Source organism: Vreelandella halophila (assembly GCF_009856365.1).
In the GTDB taxonomy this organism is placed as follows: domain Bacteria; phylum Pseudomonadota; class Gammaproteobacteria; order Pseudomonadales; family Oleiphilaceae; genus Halospina; species Halospina utahensis_B.
The window spans coordinates 30,925-47,195 of record NZ_WMEX01000011.1 but is presented as its reverse complement, the minus strand read 5'-3'; the positions used below and the strand labels follow the sequence as shown (position 1 = coordinate 47,195).

Here is a 16,271-nt window from a genome sequence, read left to right as displayed (position 1 = left end):
CCGGCTTCCGCCTCTTTCAACACACCGATAATCTGCTCTTCGGAAAATCGCTTCTTCATGTCGTTCATCCTCTTCTGAGAGGGACACTACTAAGTCAGAAGCGGTTAAGCTAGAGGGGAGCAGGTCAGCCGGCCAATTCATCAAGGAAGGCAGCTCGCTCCCCGGCCTGATTATCGGAGTCGCCTTCCTTGTGCGGGATTGCACTTACCAGACAATCCCAGTCATCACACACCTTTGTCCAGTGTCGAGGCCACGCTTTCGGAATGTTGTACGCCAGGACGAGTAAGCCGATAACCGAAAGGCTCGGAGCCAACAATGGTATCTGCGACCTAAACTCCGAGAAAAATATCACCGCTGCCCCCAGCAGCAGGAGCCAACCCTTACGGACTTGGTCGGTCGCCTTCTGCGACCCGATATACTCCTCGCGCAATTTAGGCGACAAACGATGCAAAAGGTGCACCTTCTGCGTGTTCCCGCCGAAGCCATTCTGTTCTTCATAGAGATATCGCTCATCGAAGGACAGTGTATATCGAGCCCTGCGATACACGAATGCGAAGCTCGGCTTCGATTCGTGCAAGGCCACGACATTATCTTTCTGCTCGGCCATTCAGTTGCTCTCTAACGCCAGAGTAACGGGCCGGTTTGTGGAGCGGCAGCGGAACAAACCGGTCTCGTTGACGCATTTGTTATAGCTTGGATCATTCCCCGTAGGACAGATGCTCATTGTCTATAATATCGACCATCTGAATCCTTTCCCCAACATCTTCGACTTCGGTATATAGCTCGTCCACCTCATCGCCTACTAGATGTAAATGCGAATCATTAATTAAAGCCTTTATGTAGTAAGGCGCCATTCCTAGATCGAATTCAAGAGGCTCAAAGGATCTTACTAGCTGTAGATGCCCCTCAGACTCATTGGAGTTCATCAGAAACAGCAAAATCTCTTTCTTCTTTATCCTCTCATCAATAAAATCAAGGCGATCACCATAAAATATACGAATAGCTTTAGAATCGCCCCTTAGCTCGTCAGTATAGATATTGAGCTCTGACGTTTTTCTGTTCACGACTGAAAATATTGAACCAGAAATTTTGTGTACTACCTTGCCAACGAATTTCCTTATCTTGTCTGAATTGAATACAGGAAAAAATGAGTCTTTCGACGGTAACTCTATTTTTAGATACTTACTAATGTACCGGAGGAATGCTTCCTGTTCTCTTTCTATTTCCGGAACGCTAGCAATAGAAAACCTCCCATATCTGTACGTCTTGTAGAACTTCGATAAAATTGAAAGAAGCTCTTTATGGACGGAGGCTAATCCCAATTTACAAGAAGACTCTAATCTATTGGTCAATTCAGACACATTATGGGTAATAAGGCTTTCCTCTAAAGCCTCCATGTCAGTCTGCTCATCGTGCTCAACTAAGATTATGGCGACTTTTAGTAGGCGCTCAACACCAACCGAGAGATTGTAGAAAATTTCGAAGATATCAGTGGGGTAATAGAAGTTGTCAACTTCATCTAGCCGTTTTATTCCATTAAATATAAATGTTCCGGCGACATCCAACTCCATTCCAAGTGCAAAATTCTTCCACCATTCTTCTGGAGTCATAGATCACTTCCTTCTTCATTGCTATAACGCCAGTGGTAACGGGCGGCAACGGAGTTCAGCGCAGTTGGCGTCCCGTTGACCATTTTGGTTAGGCACTTCGACCGGAATCAAAAATTTCAACTCCAACCACATACTGAGCGTATTCTTGGTAGCCCTCGAGGAGCTCATCCATTCCCTTTTTATCTAGAATGTAAGTACTCAGGTATGGTTCATCCTGATACGGGGTTATGGTCGTCACTTTGTACTTTGCTCCCGAGTAATGTTGCTCTTCCTGTTTGCTAATAGGCCTTTTCTCGACAGCTTTACCAGGCAAGCCTCTAAATATCCTCCGCAGCTCAGCAATAACTTTCACGCCGAGGTTAGCCAAGCTCTCCGCGTCACTGGCCTTGATCGATTCGCCATGAATAGCTCTATTGGCGAGGGAAAGCACATCACGGATACTGGAAAGCAATGCAATTGGAATAACGCGCTTTTCAGCCAATTCGTTCATTAGCCTAGAAAGAGGTACCCGATCAATATCCAAATCAGGCCTTTCAACTCTGAAATAGATGACTTTTATGATTTTCTCTAATTCGATTCGAAGCTTTGCCATACCGAGTTGAGGATCTGATTCGACGAGCTTCGGGATGTCTGATTGAATCTGAGCCGGAATGCTGGGCTTATCCGCCTCCGAGAAGCTCAAGCTTTCACTCACTTTCTCAATTTCTCTTGATCCTATCTCAGCTGCGAACTCTCCAAATTTTATCTTCTTTATTAGGTCACTTAGTGGAGCGAGAACGATTAAAACCAGCAGAAAAATGCTAGTTGAGTCAACACGAAGAGCACCCCAACCGAAGGTATGGATTACCAACAGGAGGAGCGCCAGAGCGCTCACTAAAATGGGGAACATCTTACTAGTTTGCATCTAGCGTCCTTGTGCCTAACGCAGAGCGCACCGGTGGCCTTTTCGGAGCAACGCGGAGAAAAGGCCATCCGCGTGGCGCAACTTGTTATGTTGTTTAGCCACGGAGCCTCGGTTGATAAATTGATTCGATGTGCCGGACCGCCTCAATAAGCCGCTGCGAAAATTCATCGGAATCGTCAGCCTTGTACACGATTGCATCATTCTTATGGATTCTTTCCGGGCTTCTATCGACATGAGCGCCAGGCCCGGCGTATGCCCCTTTGAGCCAAAAATGGAGCCATATCTCTCCATGCAATTCTCCGACGAGCTCATGGAGAGGCGCAAAACACTCCTGGGCACTTTCACCCCAAATAGCCCTAGCCTCGAGTGCTAGCGTGCGTAGCTCCGCTCGATGCTCATTTACTTTTCCGAGGCGTTCAGAATAGATTCTCTGCTCTTCTTCAAGCTGTCTGCCCGCCTCAACTTCTTCTTTGTTTAGTTGAATCATTGGATTACGAGCCCAGTCAATCGCATCCTGAACCCGGTAGGTTGTCGTGAGAATCCTCTTCGCAACTTCAAACTTGGAGGTCCCATGAAGCTGTCTACGCCAAGTACTTAACCCCAGCCCTCCAATGATTAAAGCCCCGACTGTACCGACCATCCCCACGACGTCTCTTGTGATACTAAGGTCGGCATTGGTGAAGCTGAGGCACAGACTCAAAAGCTACTCCTTGAAACATAACGCAAAACTAACGTGCGCCGCTTGCGGCGTCACCGTTAAGCGTCTTGTTAGCAGCATCAGCTTCCAGGCGCTCAACCAGCCAGACCTTGATAATCGACTGCCTGGTAACACCTATTCGCGCGGCTTCGCGATCCAACGCCTCGACAACCCAGGATGGAAAATCAACGTTGATCCGTTTCTGTTCCTGATTCACCCGACGCGCCGTCGAAAGATCCAGATCGTCGACGACATCTTCCTTTCCCGCATCAAACTTTTCGTCGAACTCTTCAGCGTTCATACAACTCCACCTCTCTCTTGCGAGCTCGCCTGACCGAGATCAGACGGTTTCGCTCGTCGCGGTACGTGACCACAGCAGACCAGTGTTTTGCTCCAATCCGGCCGATGATCAGGAAGCGTGACTCACCATCTGCTTTAGCCTGAATTTCCAAAAGGTCAGGATCTTGCCGAAGCTCCTGAGCGGCCTCGAAGTCAATCCCGTGCTTCGCAAGATTGCCTTGCTCTTGTCCTCATCGAACTCGAATCCTTCCATGAGTACAAATTATCCCTTTTTTACTCACCGGGCAAGATCTTGGAGGGGGGGTACAGCTGCTAACAGGTAATCGCTGGAATTCAGCGATATCAATATTCGTGAATTCTAGATAGCGCCGCTTGCTTCAATGAGAGGCCAGGGCGCAAACCCCCTATAGAATAGAACCTTAGCGCAGAATCCAAGGTGATGCAGTGGAATCGTTTGACTTCTCGCTTTTGCTCTTTCAATAAAACTGTATATAGTTACAGTTATCGGCAAGGAGCGCCTCATGCCATCAACAGCAAGCACCAACCTACGGTTGCGTGATCAGGTCCGGAGGGTGATTCGACTCAACCGATACAGCGTTCGCACCGAGAAGTCATACTGGTACTGGATTCGCTACTACATCCGTTTCCACGGAGTTCGCCATCCGCAGGAGATGGGTGCTAAAGAGATTCGCGAATTTCTCACATGGTTGGCCGTGGAACGCAACGTCGCGGCCGCTACCCAGAACCAGGCACTGAACGCCCTTGTCTTTCTCTACGACAAGGTCCTTGGCGTTCCCGTTGGGGATATCAGCGGCACTACCCGGGCAAAGCGGCCTCCGAGACTTCCCGTAGTGCTCACTCATGAAGAGGCCATGCGGCTTATCGCGGAGCTCTCCGAGCCCTACGACCTGATGGCCTCACTGATGTACGGCGCAGGCCTTCGCGTTGTTGAATCCACACGGCTGCGCGTAAAAGACGTCGACTTCTCCCGGGGTGTGATCACTGTACGAGACGGCAAGGGCGGTAAAGACCGCACAACGTTACTTCCTGGTCCTCTTCTCGAAAAACTCCAGGCTCATATCGAACAAATACGTTCCGAATGGAAGATGTCGAACCCGGATTATCAGGTGCCCGTCAGCCTTCCATTCGCACTTGTCCGCAAATACCCCAATGCGGGGCATTCCCTGGCTTGGCAGTGGTTATTCCCGTCGAGCGGCTGCTGCACGGATGAGTCGGGCAACATTGTCCGCCACCACGTTCATTCCAGCAGCGTCCAAAAGGCCGTGAAAGCTGCAGTCAAACAGTCGGGAATCGGCAAGGCGGCCGGCTGTCACACCCTCAGGCATACGTTCGCGACTGAGTTGCTAAGACGGGGTAGCGATATCCGTACGGTTCAGGAGCTACTGGGTCATTCGGATATACGCACGACGCAGATTTACACACATGTGCTCGGGCAAGGCTTTGCAGGCGTGGCCAGCCCGCTGGGCTGAATATGACACAGCGGCCACGCTACCGCCCCGGCGGACTTTAGTCACCGTCCAATCAGCGTAGAGCGGGGAGGAGTTTGGGCCAATTCGCCGCTGGCAACCGGGTTCGCATTTTTGGACAATAGGGCGCATCCGCCCCATCACCGGAACGTCGCAACGCCCATGCCCCGATTTGAATCCCCCTTTACCCAACGCGAACCCACCTTCGGCCTTGCTCTGGGCGGGGGCGCTGTGTTCGGCATTGCCCACCTCGGGGTACTGAAAGCCCTTGAGGAGCATGGTCTTCGCCCGACGCACATAACCGGCACCAGCATTGGCGCGATTATGGCCTCGCTCTACGCCTTCGGCCATACACCGGAGGGCATCAGGGAAGCGTGCTCGGGGTTGGACTGGTGGCATCTGTCGAGTTTTGGCTGGTCGAAGTACGGCATCATGAACAATGCCGCTATGGGCGATTTTGTTCGCCACCACATCGGGGATCGGGATTTTTCCGGGTCGCCTTACCCGATGGCGTTCATTGCGACCGACCTTGCCAGGAGGACCAAGGTCGTTCTGGACAAGGGAGACGTGGCCGAGGCGGCCATGATCAGTGCCTGTGTACCGGGGCTCTACAGCCCCATCGAACGGGAGGATCAGCTGCTGGTGGACGGTGGGCTTGTTGAGAACGTGCCGATCTCGCCGTTTAAGCAGTGGGGCGTGGACTTCGTGATGGGGGTCGACCTGAACGGCAGCACACGGCGGCGGGTGCCGGGCGGGTACTTTGATGCGCTGGTAACCGCCTTCGACATTGCCATCGATAGCCACACCCAGACGCAGTTGGCCGAGGCGGATTACGTGCTGGCACTGGATCTGGCGGATTACGACCGCACCGATCCGGAACAGAGCCAGGCCCTGTTTGATGAGGGGTACAATGCCTGCCAGAACGCAATCGACACGATCCGCAGACGGCGGGCCGCGCAGGCGCCGGGGCTCCTGAAACAGCTCCGGCGCGGGCTGGGCCGTTCAGCGCCCTGGCTTCAGGCCGGTTCCAGCGGGGCGTAGGCCAGCACCAGCCACTTGCTGCCTTCCGCGAAGTTCACCTGCACCCTGGCATGGGCCCCCGCGCCCTCGGCATTCATCACAACGCCTTCCCCGAACTTGGGGTGGACCACGCGCTGGCCGAGCTGAAAGCCGGTGTCGGCGCCGCTGCTGGCGGCACCGCCCGCGTCGCTGAACATGGTGGGGCGGGTGACGGTGTTGCGCAGGCGGACCTCGCGCATGTGTTCGTCCGGGATCTCGCGGATGAACCGGGAGGGCGCGTTGAAGCGCTCCTGGCCATAGAGCTTGCGGGATTCGGCGTAGGTGAGGGTGAGTTTGCTCATGGCGCGGGTCATGCCTACGTAGGCAAGCCGGCGCTCCTCTTCCATGCGGCCGGGTTCCTCGGCGGACATGCTGTGCGGGAAGAGCCCTTCCTCCATGCCGGTGAGAAAGACCATGGGGTATTCGAGGCCCTTGGCCGAGTGCAGGGTCATGAGCTGGACGCTGTCCTCGTCCTCTTCCGCCTGGGACTCGCCCGCGTCCATGGCGGCACGGGCGACAAATTCGCTCAGCGGGTTCTGGTCGTCCTCCACGCGGAATTCGCGGGTGGCGCCTACCAGTTCGTCCAGGTTCTCCACGCGGGCCTGGCCCTTCTCACCCTTTTCCCGGCCATGGTAGTCGCGCAGGCCGGTCTCGCGCACGGCACGCTCTGCCAGCGAGTGCAGCGGCAGGTTCTCGTGGTTGTCGGCCAGTGCCTCGATCAGGTCCACGAAGGTCTGCAGCCCGGTCCGGGCCTTGCCCTTGAGCAGCTGGTGGTGGAGCAGGTTCACGGTGGCCTGCCAGAGTGAAACCCCCTCGCGCCCGGCGGCCTCGCGCACGGTCTCCAATGCCTTGGCACCCACGCCCCGGGTGGGGATGTTCACCACGCGCTCGAAGGCGGCGTCGTCATGGCGGTAGTTCACCAGCCGCATGTAGGCCAGGGCATTGCGGATCTCCTGGCGGTCGTAGAAGCGCAGGCCGCCGTACACGCGGTAGGGAATACTCTGGCGCAGCAGCGATTCCTCGAGCACCCGGGATTGGGCGTTGGAGCGGTAGAGGATGGCGCACTCGGAGCGGGCGTTGCCCTGTTCGGCCCAGCTGCTGATGGTGTCCGCGATGTAGTTGGCTTCGTCCTGCTCGTTGAAGGCCGAATACACATCGATGGGATCGCCGGTCTCGCCGTCGGTCCACAGGTCCTTGCCGAGACGGCCCTGATTGTTGGCGATGACGGCGTTGGCGGCTTCCAGGATCGTCTGGGTGGAGCGATAGTTCTGCTCCAGTCGCACCAGCCGGCTGCCGCCGAAGTCCTGCTGGAACTGCTGGATGTTCTCGATGCGCGCGCCACGCCAGCCGTAGATGGACTGGTCGTCGTCACCCACAATCGTCAGCGGCACGCGGTCGCCGCTGAGCACCCGCAGCCAGGCGTACTGCACCGCGTTGGTATCCTGGAACTCGTCCACCAGCATGTGCCGGAAGCGGTTCTGGTAGTGGGCGCGCAGCTCCGGCTTCTCCAGCCACAGCTCATGGGAACGCAGCAGCAGCTCGCCGAAGTCCACCAGGCCGCTGCGCTGACAGTTCTTCTGGTACTCACGGTAGACGTTGATCAGGGTGGTGGTGAACACATCGCCGTGGTCCTCGATGTGATCCGGGCGCAGCCCCTCATCCTTGCTGGAGTTGATGAACCATTGGGCCTGCTTGGGCGGCCAGCGGCTCTCATCCAGCTGCAGCTCACGCATGACACGCTTGACCAGGCGCAGCTGGTCGTCCGCATCCAGCACCTGGAAGTTCTCGGGCAGGCCGGCGTCCTGGCAATGGGCGCGCAGCAGCCGATGGGCCAGGCCGTGGAAGGTGCCAACCCACATGCCCCGGGTCGGGATCTGGAGCATTTCCTCGATCCGCCCCCGCATCTCGCGCGCGGCCTTGTTGGTGAAGGTCACGGCCATGATGCTCGAGGCCGGAACCTGCTCCACCTGGATCAGCCAGGCAATGCGGTGCACCAGCACCCGCGTCTTGCCGCTGCCGGCACCGGCCAGAACCAGCACGTGGCTGTCCGGCGCGGTGACGGCTTCGCGCTGGGCGTCGTTGAGGGGGTCGAGGATGGAGGAGACATCCATAGTGCCACTGGGCCCTTTGCCGATGCGTGAAACCTGCGCAGTATAACAGGGGAACCTGTTTGTGCATCCAGTATTCCCCCGGCTCGATCCTTCTTCAAATAAGCCCCGATCAAGGAGTTGCAGGCTGAAATGTTGATTGCAAGCTAATTACAAATTGAATACATCTCTTTTCACCAAACAACACCGCGTTTCCCCCATAATCCCGCAACTCCGCACCGCTACACCACAGGGACGCAATGCTACAGAGACTCTCCATTTCGCTGAAACTCTCGCTTCTGGTTGGCATCGCGATTCTCGCCTTTGTCATCACACAGGGCTTTAACTTTTACGTCCAGAATAACAACGCCGGCCGCCTGCACGAGGTGAATGACCAGCTGTATCCAATGATGGAGAAGGCGACCGTCAATCTTGGGCAACTGGAACTGATGGAAGCGCAGATCAACGCGGCCGTAACCACCGGCAATGAGGAGAGGCTTGCCGAGACCGAAACCTATTACAACACCATCCAGACAAACCTGGATGAACTCCAGGATCTGGCTCCCCGGATGAGCGACCGTTTCAACCGGCTTTCCAGGGATCTGGAACGCTACTACAGCGAGGCCACCCGAATCGCCTCGGCCTTCATTGAAGGTGGTGCCGATATGCGGGCGCTGGGTAAGGATGCTTCGGCCAATGCCAAGCGCCTGAAGGAGCTGATGAGCGATATGACCACCGTGCGTGATGAAGCGCGCACCGCCTTCAGCAACTCCATCGACGAGACCCTCGTGACCACCGAACGCAGCACGACGCTGGGGCTGAGCATTGCCGTTTTTGCGATCGCCACCCTGGTTGTTGTCAGCCTGTTCATCGCCCGTTCAATCACCAGCAGCCTTAACCGTGTCATCCACTCGCTGCGCAACATGGCCTCGGGTGAGGGTGATCTCACTTCACGCATCCAGTATGACGGCCGGGATGAGCTCCGGGAGCTGGTCACCCATTTCAATGCTTTCATCGAAAAGCTGCATTCCGCTTTCGGAACCATCAGCAAGGACGTGGAGGGCCTGGAAGAGGTCTCCCAGCAGCTTTCCGAAACCAGCAGAGCGAACCTGCAGCGCATCAACGATCAGTCTTCGGCCATCGCCTCGGCACGCCACTCCGTGGATGAGCTGGTCAAGAGCGTGGAAGAAGTAGCCAGTTTTGCCAGCGACGCCTCCGAGCAGACCCAGGGCGCGGCGGAATACGCCAACCGCGGCAAGGATCATGTCTCCGGCAATGTGCAGACGATCCAGGATCTGGCGCAGGAAATCGACCAGAGCGCCGAGCTCGTCAACCAGTTTGAAACCCACTCCACCAAAGTGGCCGGACTGCTGGACACCATCAAGACCGTTACCGAACAGACCAACCTGCTGGCCCTCAATGCGGCCATTGAGGCCGCCCGGGCCGGTGAACACGGCCGTGGTTTCGCGGTGGTTGCCGATGAAGTTCGGAACCTCGCCGTCCGCACCCAGAACTCCGCCCAGGAGATTGAGACAGTGATCTCCGACCTGTCGAGCCTGGCGGAATCCTCCGTCAGCGCCATGCAGAACAGTGTCGAAAAGGCCCGCACCGGTGTGGATGCCACAAAGGAATCCGGAGAAGTGCTGCAGAGCATCCTCGAGAACGTTGAAAGCATCAGCAGCATCAACGAACAGATTGCGGCCGCCACTCATGAGCAGACGGCCACGTTCAATGATGTGGTCAAGAATATCACCGACATCCACGGCAACGCCGAACAGATTACTGAAACCACTCAGGAGCTGGACCAGGCGAGCCAGGACAGCCGGGAAATCACCCAGCGCCTGCACCAGATCGCTTCACAGTTCCGCGTCTGACCCCAACAAACTCAAACCCCTTCAATGGAGATAACCATGAAGCAACTGCGCACCACTAAAACCCGCCTCGCCTTGTGCCTGCTGGTCAGCGCCGGCGTCACCGGCGCCCATGCCCAGGAAGAGCGGCTCGACCGCCTCGAGAGCCAGCTTGAACGGCTCCAGCAGGACATGCGCGATTCGCGTGACACCGACTTCCGCATCAACGGCTTCATGAGCACCGGCTATGCCCGTGCCAGCAACAATGCCGGGTACGCTGGTGTTACCGAAGAATCCGAGATCCGCCCCCTGACACTGTTCGCCGTCCAGGGCACCTTTGACCTGAGCGATCAGACCAGAGCCACTTTTCAGCTCCTTTCCCGGGGCGAGCAAGAGGCTCGGGATAACTGGGAAACCCAACTTGAATGGGGTTACCTGAGTCACCAGATGGATAACGGCCTGCGTGTTCGGGCCGGTAAGATGCGCATGCCCCTGTTCATGTATTCCGACTCCCTGGACCTGGGCTATGCGCAGCCCTTTGCGCGCGCTCCCAGCGCTGTCTACGACCAGGTCTCTCTCAGCTCCTATACCGGAGTGGATGCAACGTACACGTTTGACGTGCTTGGCCAATCCATTCGGACTCAGGTTTTCGGGGGGCACAGTCAGGAAGACCGGCTCGCCGGCCAGAATAACGACATCTTCGAATTGGAGCTGCGTAACATCGCAGGCGCCGTGATGTCGTGGACCGACTACACGTGGACGCTCCGTGGTGTTGCCGCCCGCGCGGACACAAACTTTGTGCCTTTTGGTGCTCAGGACGATGACGGCGAATTCTTTGGCCTAGGGGTTGAGTATGAGAAGGGCAATATCATGGCTGTTTCCGAAGTCACACGGCGTAACGTCGATGGAGCCTTCCCGGACCGGGACGGTGCCTACGCCACTCTTGGCTACCGGTTCGACAGTGTCATGCCCTACGTGACCTATGCGTGGGTTGAAACCCAGGATGACGAAAACCGTCCAGTAGCGCCCACGAGCTCTCAGGCTTCTCTGGCGACTCAGAATGAAAAACGTGAAGATTACAGCATCGGGGTACGCTGGGATGCCATGCCGGGTATCGCCCTCAAGGCGGACTGGACCCACTCACGGGCCTTTGGGGATACCTCCGGTGCTTTGAGCGGTAACGCTGCGAGCTTTGCCAGTGGCCAGGGCAACCGGTTCGACCACACCAACGTCTACACCCTGAAGCTCGACGCGGCATTTTAAGGAGCCCCGACATGAAAACATTACGCATGATCGCGCTTGCCGGCCTCTTTGCCGCCCCCCTGAGCATGGCGGACGTGGTGGTGATCGCTCACCCGAATGGCCCCGACAACCTGTCTGAGAATGACGTGCGGGACCTTTACCTCAACCGCAGCAACGCGGCCACGCCGTTTGAGATTGCGAAGGGAAGCGACGTCCGGCGCGAGTTCCACGACTGGATCACTGGTCGCAGTAACTCGCAGCTGCAGTCCTTCTGGGCTGAACAGACCTTCACCGGTGAAGGACAGCCACCCGCGGAAGTCAGTGATTCAGCACGTATGGTCGACGAGGTTGCCGCCACGCCGAACAGTGTCGGCTATGCCGACCCGGCGGACGTGGATGACTCCGTTGAGGTCATTCTGACTCCATGATCCCCCAAGGACCCATCACGCCGTCAAAGCGATGTGATGGGTCCTGGCAACAAGCAATCCTGGCAACAACTCCCTCCGTACAATTCAATTCCAAATAACTTTTTAAGTGCAACTTAATTTTGGAAACTCGTTTCCAATAACAGGTAGTCAGAGCCCAGGGGAACAGCCCAATGGGAATTTCGATGACCAACAGTAGCGCACCGCGTAAGCACTCCCGGCCATGGGCCCGGCCAAGCACAATCATCGCTGCCTTGATTCTGGTTCTTACAGCGCCTGCCACAAGCTTCGCCTGCGAACTCCGAATGGGTTGGGAGCCCTGGAAGCCCTACCAATATAGAGACGACCAGGGAGACCTTAGGGGTCTGGATATCGACCTTATACGAGCCATAGCGAACCGGATGGACTGCGAGCTGGCCCTGGTCAAGCAGCCCTGGATGCGACACCTGAGAGAACTCAGGGAAGGAAGGGTCGATCTGGCGGCTGGCGCGGATTACACCCCGGAACGAGCTGATTTTGCCTACTTTTCGCGCCCTTATCGTACAGAAACCGTGCGCTTGTTCATGCGACAGGGAGAGCCGGACGAGTACGAGCTGTCAGCACTCAAAGACGTGATAGAGCGGGATCTGAAAATCGGGATCACCCAGGGTTATGACTATGGCAAGCAGTTTGAGGCCCTGAGGCAACATCCCCATGCCCATAACCATATAGAAACGACCCGAAGTGATCTCCTGAACTACAGGAAGCTCGCCCGCAAACGCATTGACGCTATTCTCGCTGACCCTCTTGTACTGCGTACCCGGGTCAAAGGGTCAGCATTCGAAGACGCCTTTGAAGCACACCCCCTCAGGGTAAAGCAGGCGCCCATCCACGTTATGTTCAGCCGTGCCTCGACCTCGAAAGCCCTGGTGCAGCGTTTCAACAACGCCCTTGAAGCCATTACGGGCACAGGCATGTATGACCGCATATTCAACCGCTACAACTCAGTGAGACAGTCAAAGCCTGCTATTTTTAGTGAGTAGGTAATGCACCCACTGCAGGAAGAGCCGCAATGTCGATCACGAAAAAGCTGGTACTGACTTTTATCCTGGTGCTTGCCACCGTTATTGGAAGCGTCTCGGCGCTTGCTATCTACGAGGCACGACAAGCCGCCGAGAAGGATTCTGAAAGAGCCAGTCTCCAACAGATCAAACAGGTTGACTATTCGATCACCCAGTTTTTCAGGACGATGCGTAAGGAAGCCAGGTTCCTGGCCTCGGATCCCCGTATCTCCCAGTCAGTAGGCTCCCTTTCCCGCTACTTGGATGCAAGCCGCGCTGGCGAAATGACGCCCCTGGAAAACGGCGAATCGGAAGCGGACCTGTATCGGCTTTTCAGGCGTTACGCCGAGGCCAAGGGTGGCCTGGCCTATGTCTACTTCGGCAGTCGTCAGGGTGAGTTCGTTCAATGGCCAATCGGCGCCAGTGGTGCCCCCTACGATCCCCGTGAAAGACCCTGGTACGAACAGGTCAGGAACACAGACAGCGGCAGCATCATGACCGATGCCTATTACTTTGAAGCGGACGATACCAGCCTGGTCAGTGTTGCCCATGAAGTTCGTGATGAAGACGGTAATTTTGTCGGCGCGGTTGGCATTGATGTCTCGCTCCAGGGTCTTATGGACATGATTAACAACATCGAAATGGGGGAAGGCGGACGCCTGGTACTTATAGAGGATAACGGAACCATTCTTGCCAACCCGCTGGCTCCGGAGACCAACTTCACCAACGTGGATGAGCTTGACGATCCGACCCTGTCGAGGTTGGCGAGCATAGACGAGGGGAGCCGCACGGTAACCCTGGAGGGCACGTCCTATCAGGCAACAGTTTTCACGTCCCCGGAGCTCGGATGGCGGTTCATGGGGCTTATCCCGAGAGACGAAATGATGGCCGGTGCCAACCAGCTGGCTTGGCAGATCGGGGTTATCGGGCTTCTGGCCATTCTTATTTCAGCTGGCATTGCAGTAGGACTCGCGCGCTTCCTCACCAGCCCTATCCGCAGGGTCACCAGCCGTATGTATGACATCGCTGCCGGCGAGGGCGACCTGACACAAAGGTTGCCGGAAGAAACGAACGATGAAATCGGTCAGCTGTCACGCCAGTTCAACGCGTTTGTCCAGCGGATGCAGGAAACAATCCAGGAAGTCGATGGAACCACGCAGAGCCTGGCTTCTGCAGCGGAAGAGCTGAACCATATCGCCACGCAGACACGGCAGTCGGTTGAGCGTCAGGGCAATGACACTGACCAGATTGCCACCGCTATTAACGAAATGACGGCAACGGTGCAGGAGGTTTCCCGCAATGGTAGCCAGGTGGCCGACGCCGCTTCAGATGCCGATACGAAAGCCCGGGAAGGCGGTACAATCGTCGCCGAGAACGCAGCAGCAATGGAGACCCTGGGCAACGAACTTGATGAAATGACAACGGTTGTGGGTCAGCTTTCCGAGCGCAGCCAGGAGATCAAGACCGTTCTCGACGTCATTCATTCGGTCACGGAGCAGACCAACCTCCTCGCCCTGAATGCCGCGATAGAGGCTGCAAGAGCCGGCGAACAGGGCCGGGGTTTCGCGGTCGTTGCCGACGAGGTCCGGGCGCTTGCCCAGCGCAGCAGTAAGTCAGCGGAGGAGATCCAGGGCATCATTGATGGCTTGATCGCGGAGACAAACAAGGCGGTCGAGACCATGAAACAGGCCAAGGAACGCTCCAACGAGAATCAGGAGCGGGCAACGAGTGCCAAGGAGTCGCTAACCTCAATCGAAGAATCGGTCTCAACCATCAGCGACCAGGTGACCCAGATTGCAACGGCCGCCGAGGAACAGAGCCAGGCAGCCGAAGAGATCAACCAGAACGTCACCCGTATTGTTGAAGCCGCGCAGGAAAGCAGCTCCGGCACCGAACAGACCAACCGTGCGAGCGATGAAGTCGCCTCCATGGCGGAGCGTCTCAGAGAGGTCGTTGGCCACTTCAAAATCTGAGACCAACAGCAGGCAGAGCTGGAATGTCCGGGGCGGGCTCAATCCTGAGGGTCGTACACCACCACGTTCTCATGCCCCTCCGCGATGAGATGTCCGGCATGCAGGGTACTCATGCTGCCCTCATCGCAATAGAGTAGGTAGCGGTTGCCGGCATCCAGCTCCGCAAAGCGGTGATTCAGTTCGTAGAAGGGAATGGAGCGGATCTCATTGTTGGTGAGCGTCAGCGGCGCATCCGCCGCCTCACCGGGATGGCGGATGTCGATGACCACATCGCCGGGTGAGGGCGTGTTCACCCGCGGCACATCGTCGATCCCCACCTCGCTTTCCAGCATCTGGTCCACCGGCGTCATGGTGCGGTTCGCCACGGCGGCATCCAGCACCGCATCATCGAAGAAGGACTCGTCGCGCTCAATGCGCCCTTTCTTCGCCCGCGTGGTCGGCCGGTCCGAGATCACGCCACAGTATTCCGGCATGTTCGCCGCCATCCAGTAGGCGCCGATCCGGTCCGCGACGTCGATGATCTCGTCTTTGTTCATGAACACCAGCGGCCGCATCACCAGCATGTCCGTGCTCTGGTCAATCAGGCCCAGGTTAAGCGGCGTCTGACTGGAAACCTGGGAAATACTCTCGCCCGTGACCAGCCCGGAAATGTGCATCTCATTCGCAATGCGCTCCGCCGCCCGCATCATCAGCCGCTTGAGCACGACACCACGATACGAGTGGTTGATGCGCGTCATCAGCTCGCCGATCACCCCTTCGAACGGCACCGAGATCATGTAGACCCGGTGGGAAGACTGGTAGTCCGCCCAGAGGTGGCGGACCATCTGCCGCACACCCGCCTCGTGGGCCGTACCGCCGAGATTGAAGAACAGGAAGTGGGTCTGGAGCCCGCGCCGGATGGCCATGTAGGAGGACACGGCCGAGTCGAACCCGCCCGAGATCAGGGACAGCACCGGCTCCTGGGTCCCGATCGGGAAGCCTCCCTGGCCCGGGTAGCGCCGACGCACCACCACCATGCTCTCGCGTTTCACCTCCAGATTCACCGGAATCTCCGGGTGTTTGAGATTCACGCCCGCGGCGTCCGTGTTCTTCAGCAGATGCCCGCCCAGGAACTGTTCCAGTTGCTGGGAGCTGAAACCGTGCTCCCCCCGGCGCTTCACGCGCACGGCAAAGGTCTTGCCCGCGAGCCGCTCGCGGTAGACATGGGTCACTTTCTCGGCCGCATCCTCGAAGTTCTGCCAGGGCAGATCGTCGACCAGCAGGATGAACTGGGCACCGGGCATACGCTGGAGGTAATGGATAACGCGCTCGGCCAGGCCCGCCTCCTCGCCGTGTTCCACCGTGCGCCGCTGCTCCGCTTCAGGGTCCTCGCCCGGCACATACACGTCGATACGATCCCAGCCCGGGCGCACATCAATCCGCTCGTCGAGCTGGCGCATCATCCGGCGGACATTACGCCGCATCTGGCGCAGCTGCTTGCGCCGCACGGGATCGGATTTGACCGCCATTTCCGGCGAAATCTTGATGAGGTAATGGACCATGGGTAACACTAGTCGGCTTGGATCGCGCTTTGTTCAGCAGAAGCGCGATTTTAACC

The 16,271-nt window shown here is 57.1% G+C and carries 15 protein-coding genes; 7 read left to right on the top strand and 8 right to left on the bottom strand.

The window, feature by feature from the left end:
• Nucleotides 1-124 precede the first annotated feature (124 nt).
• From GLW01_RS15240 to GLW01_RS15215, 6 genes are all read right to left on the bottom strand, one after another.
• On the bottom strand, nucleotides 125-607 hold the full coding sequence (locus GLW01_RS15240; RefSeq protein ID WP_160899635.1) for a hypothetical protein: 483 nt from the start codon (nucleotides 605-607) through the stop codon (nucleotides 125-127).
• A 91-nt stretch (nucleotides 608-698) separates the two neighbouring features.
• Nucleotides 699-1,610: a hypothetical protein gene (locus GLW01_RS15235; protein WP_160899634.1), complete on the bottom strand. Its 912-nt coding sequence runs from the start codon at nucleotides 1,608-1,610 to the stop codon at nucleotides 699-701.
• Between the two features lie 88 nt (nucleotides 1,611-1,698).
• On the bottom strand, nucleotides 1,699-2,514 hold the full coding sequence (locus GLW01_RS15230; RefSeq protein WP_160899633.1) for a DUF4145 domain-containing protein: 816 nt from the start codon (nucleotides 2,512-2,514) through the stop codon (nucleotides 1,699-1,701).
• 94 nt (nucleotides 2,515-2,608) lie between these two features.
• A complete protein-coding gene (locus tag GLW01_RS15225; RefSeq protein ID WP_425356600.1) occupies nucleotides 2,609-3,160 on the bottom strand; it encodes a hypothetical protein in 552 nt (183 codons plus the stop codon).
• A gap of 82 nt (nucleotides 3,161-3,242) precedes the next feature.
• Nucleotides 3,243-3,512: a type II toxin-antitoxin system BrnA family antitoxin gene (brnA, locus tag GLW01_RS15220; protein ID WP_160899631.1), complete on the bottom strand. Its 270-nt coding sequence runs from the start codon at nucleotides 3,510-3,512 to the stop codon at nucleotides 3,243-3,245.
• Nucleotides 3,502-3,708 (bottom strand): BrnT family toxin, encoded by a 207-nt coding sequence (locus GLW01_RS15215; protein WP_340162467.1) that lies wholly within the window; start codon nucleotides 3,706-3,708, stop codon nucleotides 3,502-3,504. The genes brnA and GLW01_RS15215 overlap by 11 nt, the downstream gene beginning before the upstream one ends.
• Nucleotides 3,709-4,032: 324 nt before the next feature.
• On the opposite strand from GLW01_RS15215, the gene GLW01_RS15210 reads away from it, so the two are divergent.
• Nucleotides 4,033-5,001 carry an integron integrase gene (locus GLW01_RS15210; RefSeq protein ID WP_160899630.1) on the top strand — a complete coding sequence of 323 codons (969 nt, stop codon included), beginning with the start codon at nucleotides 4,033-4,035 and terminating at the stop codon, nucleotides 4,999-5,001.
• Between the two features lie 159 nt (nucleotides 5,002-5,160).
• Nucleotides 5,161-6,039, top strand: coding sequence for a patatin-like phospholipase family protein (locus GLW01_RS15205; protein WP_151439702.1), 879 nt, complete (start codon nucleotides 5,161-5,163; stop codon nucleotides 6,037-6,039).
• On the opposite strand, the gene uvrD is transcribed toward GLW01_RS15205, so the two are convergent.
• Nucleotides 6,015-8,168, bottom strand: coding sequence for a DNA helicase II (uvrD, locus tag GLW01_RS15200; protein ID WP_160899629.1), 2,154 nt, complete (start codon nucleotides 8,166-8,168; stop codon nucleotides 6,015-6,017). The two genes, GLW01_RS15205 and uvrD, sit on opposite strands and share 25 nt — an antisense overlap.
• Nucleotides 8,169-8,404: 236 nt before the next feature.
• Between uvrD and GLW01_RS15195 the strand changes: the two genes are divergently transcribed.
• From GLW01_RS15195 to GLW01_RS15175, 5 genes are all read left to right on the top strand, one after another.
• Nucleotides 8,405-10,018 carry a methyl-accepting chemotaxis protein gene (locus GLW01_RS15195; protein WP_160899628.1) on the top strand — a complete coding sequence of 538 codons (1,614 nt, stop codon included), beginning with the start codon at nucleotides 8,405-8,407 and terminating at the stop codon, nucleotides 10,016-10,018.
• 36 nt (nucleotides 10,019-10,054) lie between these two features.
• Nucleotides 10,055-11,257, top strand: coding sequence for a hypothetical protein (locus GLW01_RS15190; protein ID WP_160899627.1), 1,203 nt, complete (start codon nucleotides 10,055-10,057; stop codon nucleotides 11,255-11,257).
• Nucleotides 11,258-11,268: 11 nt separating this feature from the next.
• The gene (locus GLW01_RS15185) at nucleotides 11,269-11,664 is read left to right on the top strand and encodes a phosphate ABC transporter substrate-binding protein (RefSeq protein WP_160899626.1); all 396 of its coding nucleotides are present in this window, start codon (nucleotides 11,269-11,271) and stop codon (nucleotides 11,662-11,664) included.
• A gap of 170 nt (nucleotides 11,665-11,834) precedes the next feature.
• Nucleotides 11,835-12,683, top strand: coding sequence for a substrate-binding periplasmic protein (locus GLW01_RS15180; protein ID WP_160899625.1), 849 nt, complete (start codon nucleotides 11,835-11,837; stop codon nucleotides 12,681-12,683).
• 29 nt (nucleotides 12,684-12,712) lie between these two features.
• Entirely contained in the window at nucleotides 12,713-14,674 is a 1,962-nt protein-coding gene (locus tag GLW01_RS15175) for a methyl-accepting chemotaxis protein (RefSeq protein WP_160899624.1), read from the top strand.
• A gap of 38 nt (nucleotides 14,675-14,712) precedes the next feature.
• Here GLW01_RS15175 and thiI read toward each other — a convergent pair whose 3' ends face one another.
• Complete coding sequence (thiI, locus tag GLW01_RS15170; protein ID WP_160899623.1) at nucleotides 14,713-16,215, bottom strand: tRNA uracil 4-sulfurtransferase ThiI; 1,503 nt, start codon at nucleotides 16,213-16,215, stop codon at nucleotides 14,713-14,715.
• Between the last annotated feature and the right edge of the window lie 56 nt (nucleotides 16,216-16,271).

Bases quoted from the DNA above. Each gene is read 5' to 3' on its own strand.
- GLW01_RS15235 (WP_160899634.1), bottom strand. From the start codon at position 1,610: ATGACTCCAGAAGAATGGTGGAAGAATTTTGCACTTGGAATGGAGTTG.
- GLW01_RS15230 (WP_160899633.1), bottom strand. From the start codon at position 2,514: ATGCAAACTAGTAAGATGTTCCCCATTTTAGTGAGCGCTCTGGCGCTC.
- thiI (WP_160899623.1), bottom strand. From the start codon at position 16,215: ATGGTCCATTACCTCATCAAGATTTCGCCGGAAATGGCGGTCAAATCC.
- uvrD (WP_160899629.1), bottom strand. From the start codon at position 8,168: ATGGATGTCTCCTCCATCCTCGACCCCCTCAACGACGCCCAGCGCGAA.
- GLW01_RS15175 (WP_160899624.1), top strand. From the start codon at position 12,713: ATGTCGATCACGAAAAAGCTGGTACTGACTTTTATCCTGGTGCTTGCC.
- GLW01_RS15240 (WP_160899635.1), bottom strand. From the start codon at position 607: ATGGCCGAGCAGAAAGATAATGTCGTGGCCTTGCACGAATCGAAGCCG.
- GLW01_RS15205 (WP_151439702.1), top strand. From the start codon at position 5,161: ATGCCCCGATTTGAATCCCCCTTTACCCAACGCGAACCCACCTTCGGC.
- GLW01_RS15180 (WP_160899625.1), top strand. From the start codon at position 11,835: ATGGGAATTTCGATGACCAACAGTAGCGCACCGCGTAAGCACTCCCGG.
- brnA (WP_160899631.1), bottom strand. From the start codon at position 3,512: ATGAACGCTGAAGAGTTCGACGAAAAGTTTGATGCGGGAAAGGAAGAT.
- GLW01_RS15185 (WP_160899626.1), top strand. From the start codon at position 11,269: ATGAAAACATTACGCATGATCGCGCTTGCCGGCCTCTTTGCCGCCCCC.
- GLW01_RS15195 (WP_160899628.1), top strand. From the start codon at position 8,405: ATGCTACAGAGACTCTCCATTTCGCTGAAACTCTCGCTTCTGGTTGGC.
- GLW01_RS15190 (WP_160899627.1), top strand. From the start codon at position 10,055: ATGAAGCAACTGCGCACCACTAAAACCCGCCTCGCCTTGTGCCTGCTG.
- GLW01_RS15210 (WP_160899630.1), top strand. From the start codon at position 4,033: ATGCCATCAACAGCAAGCACCAACCTACGGTTGCGTGATCAGGTCCGG.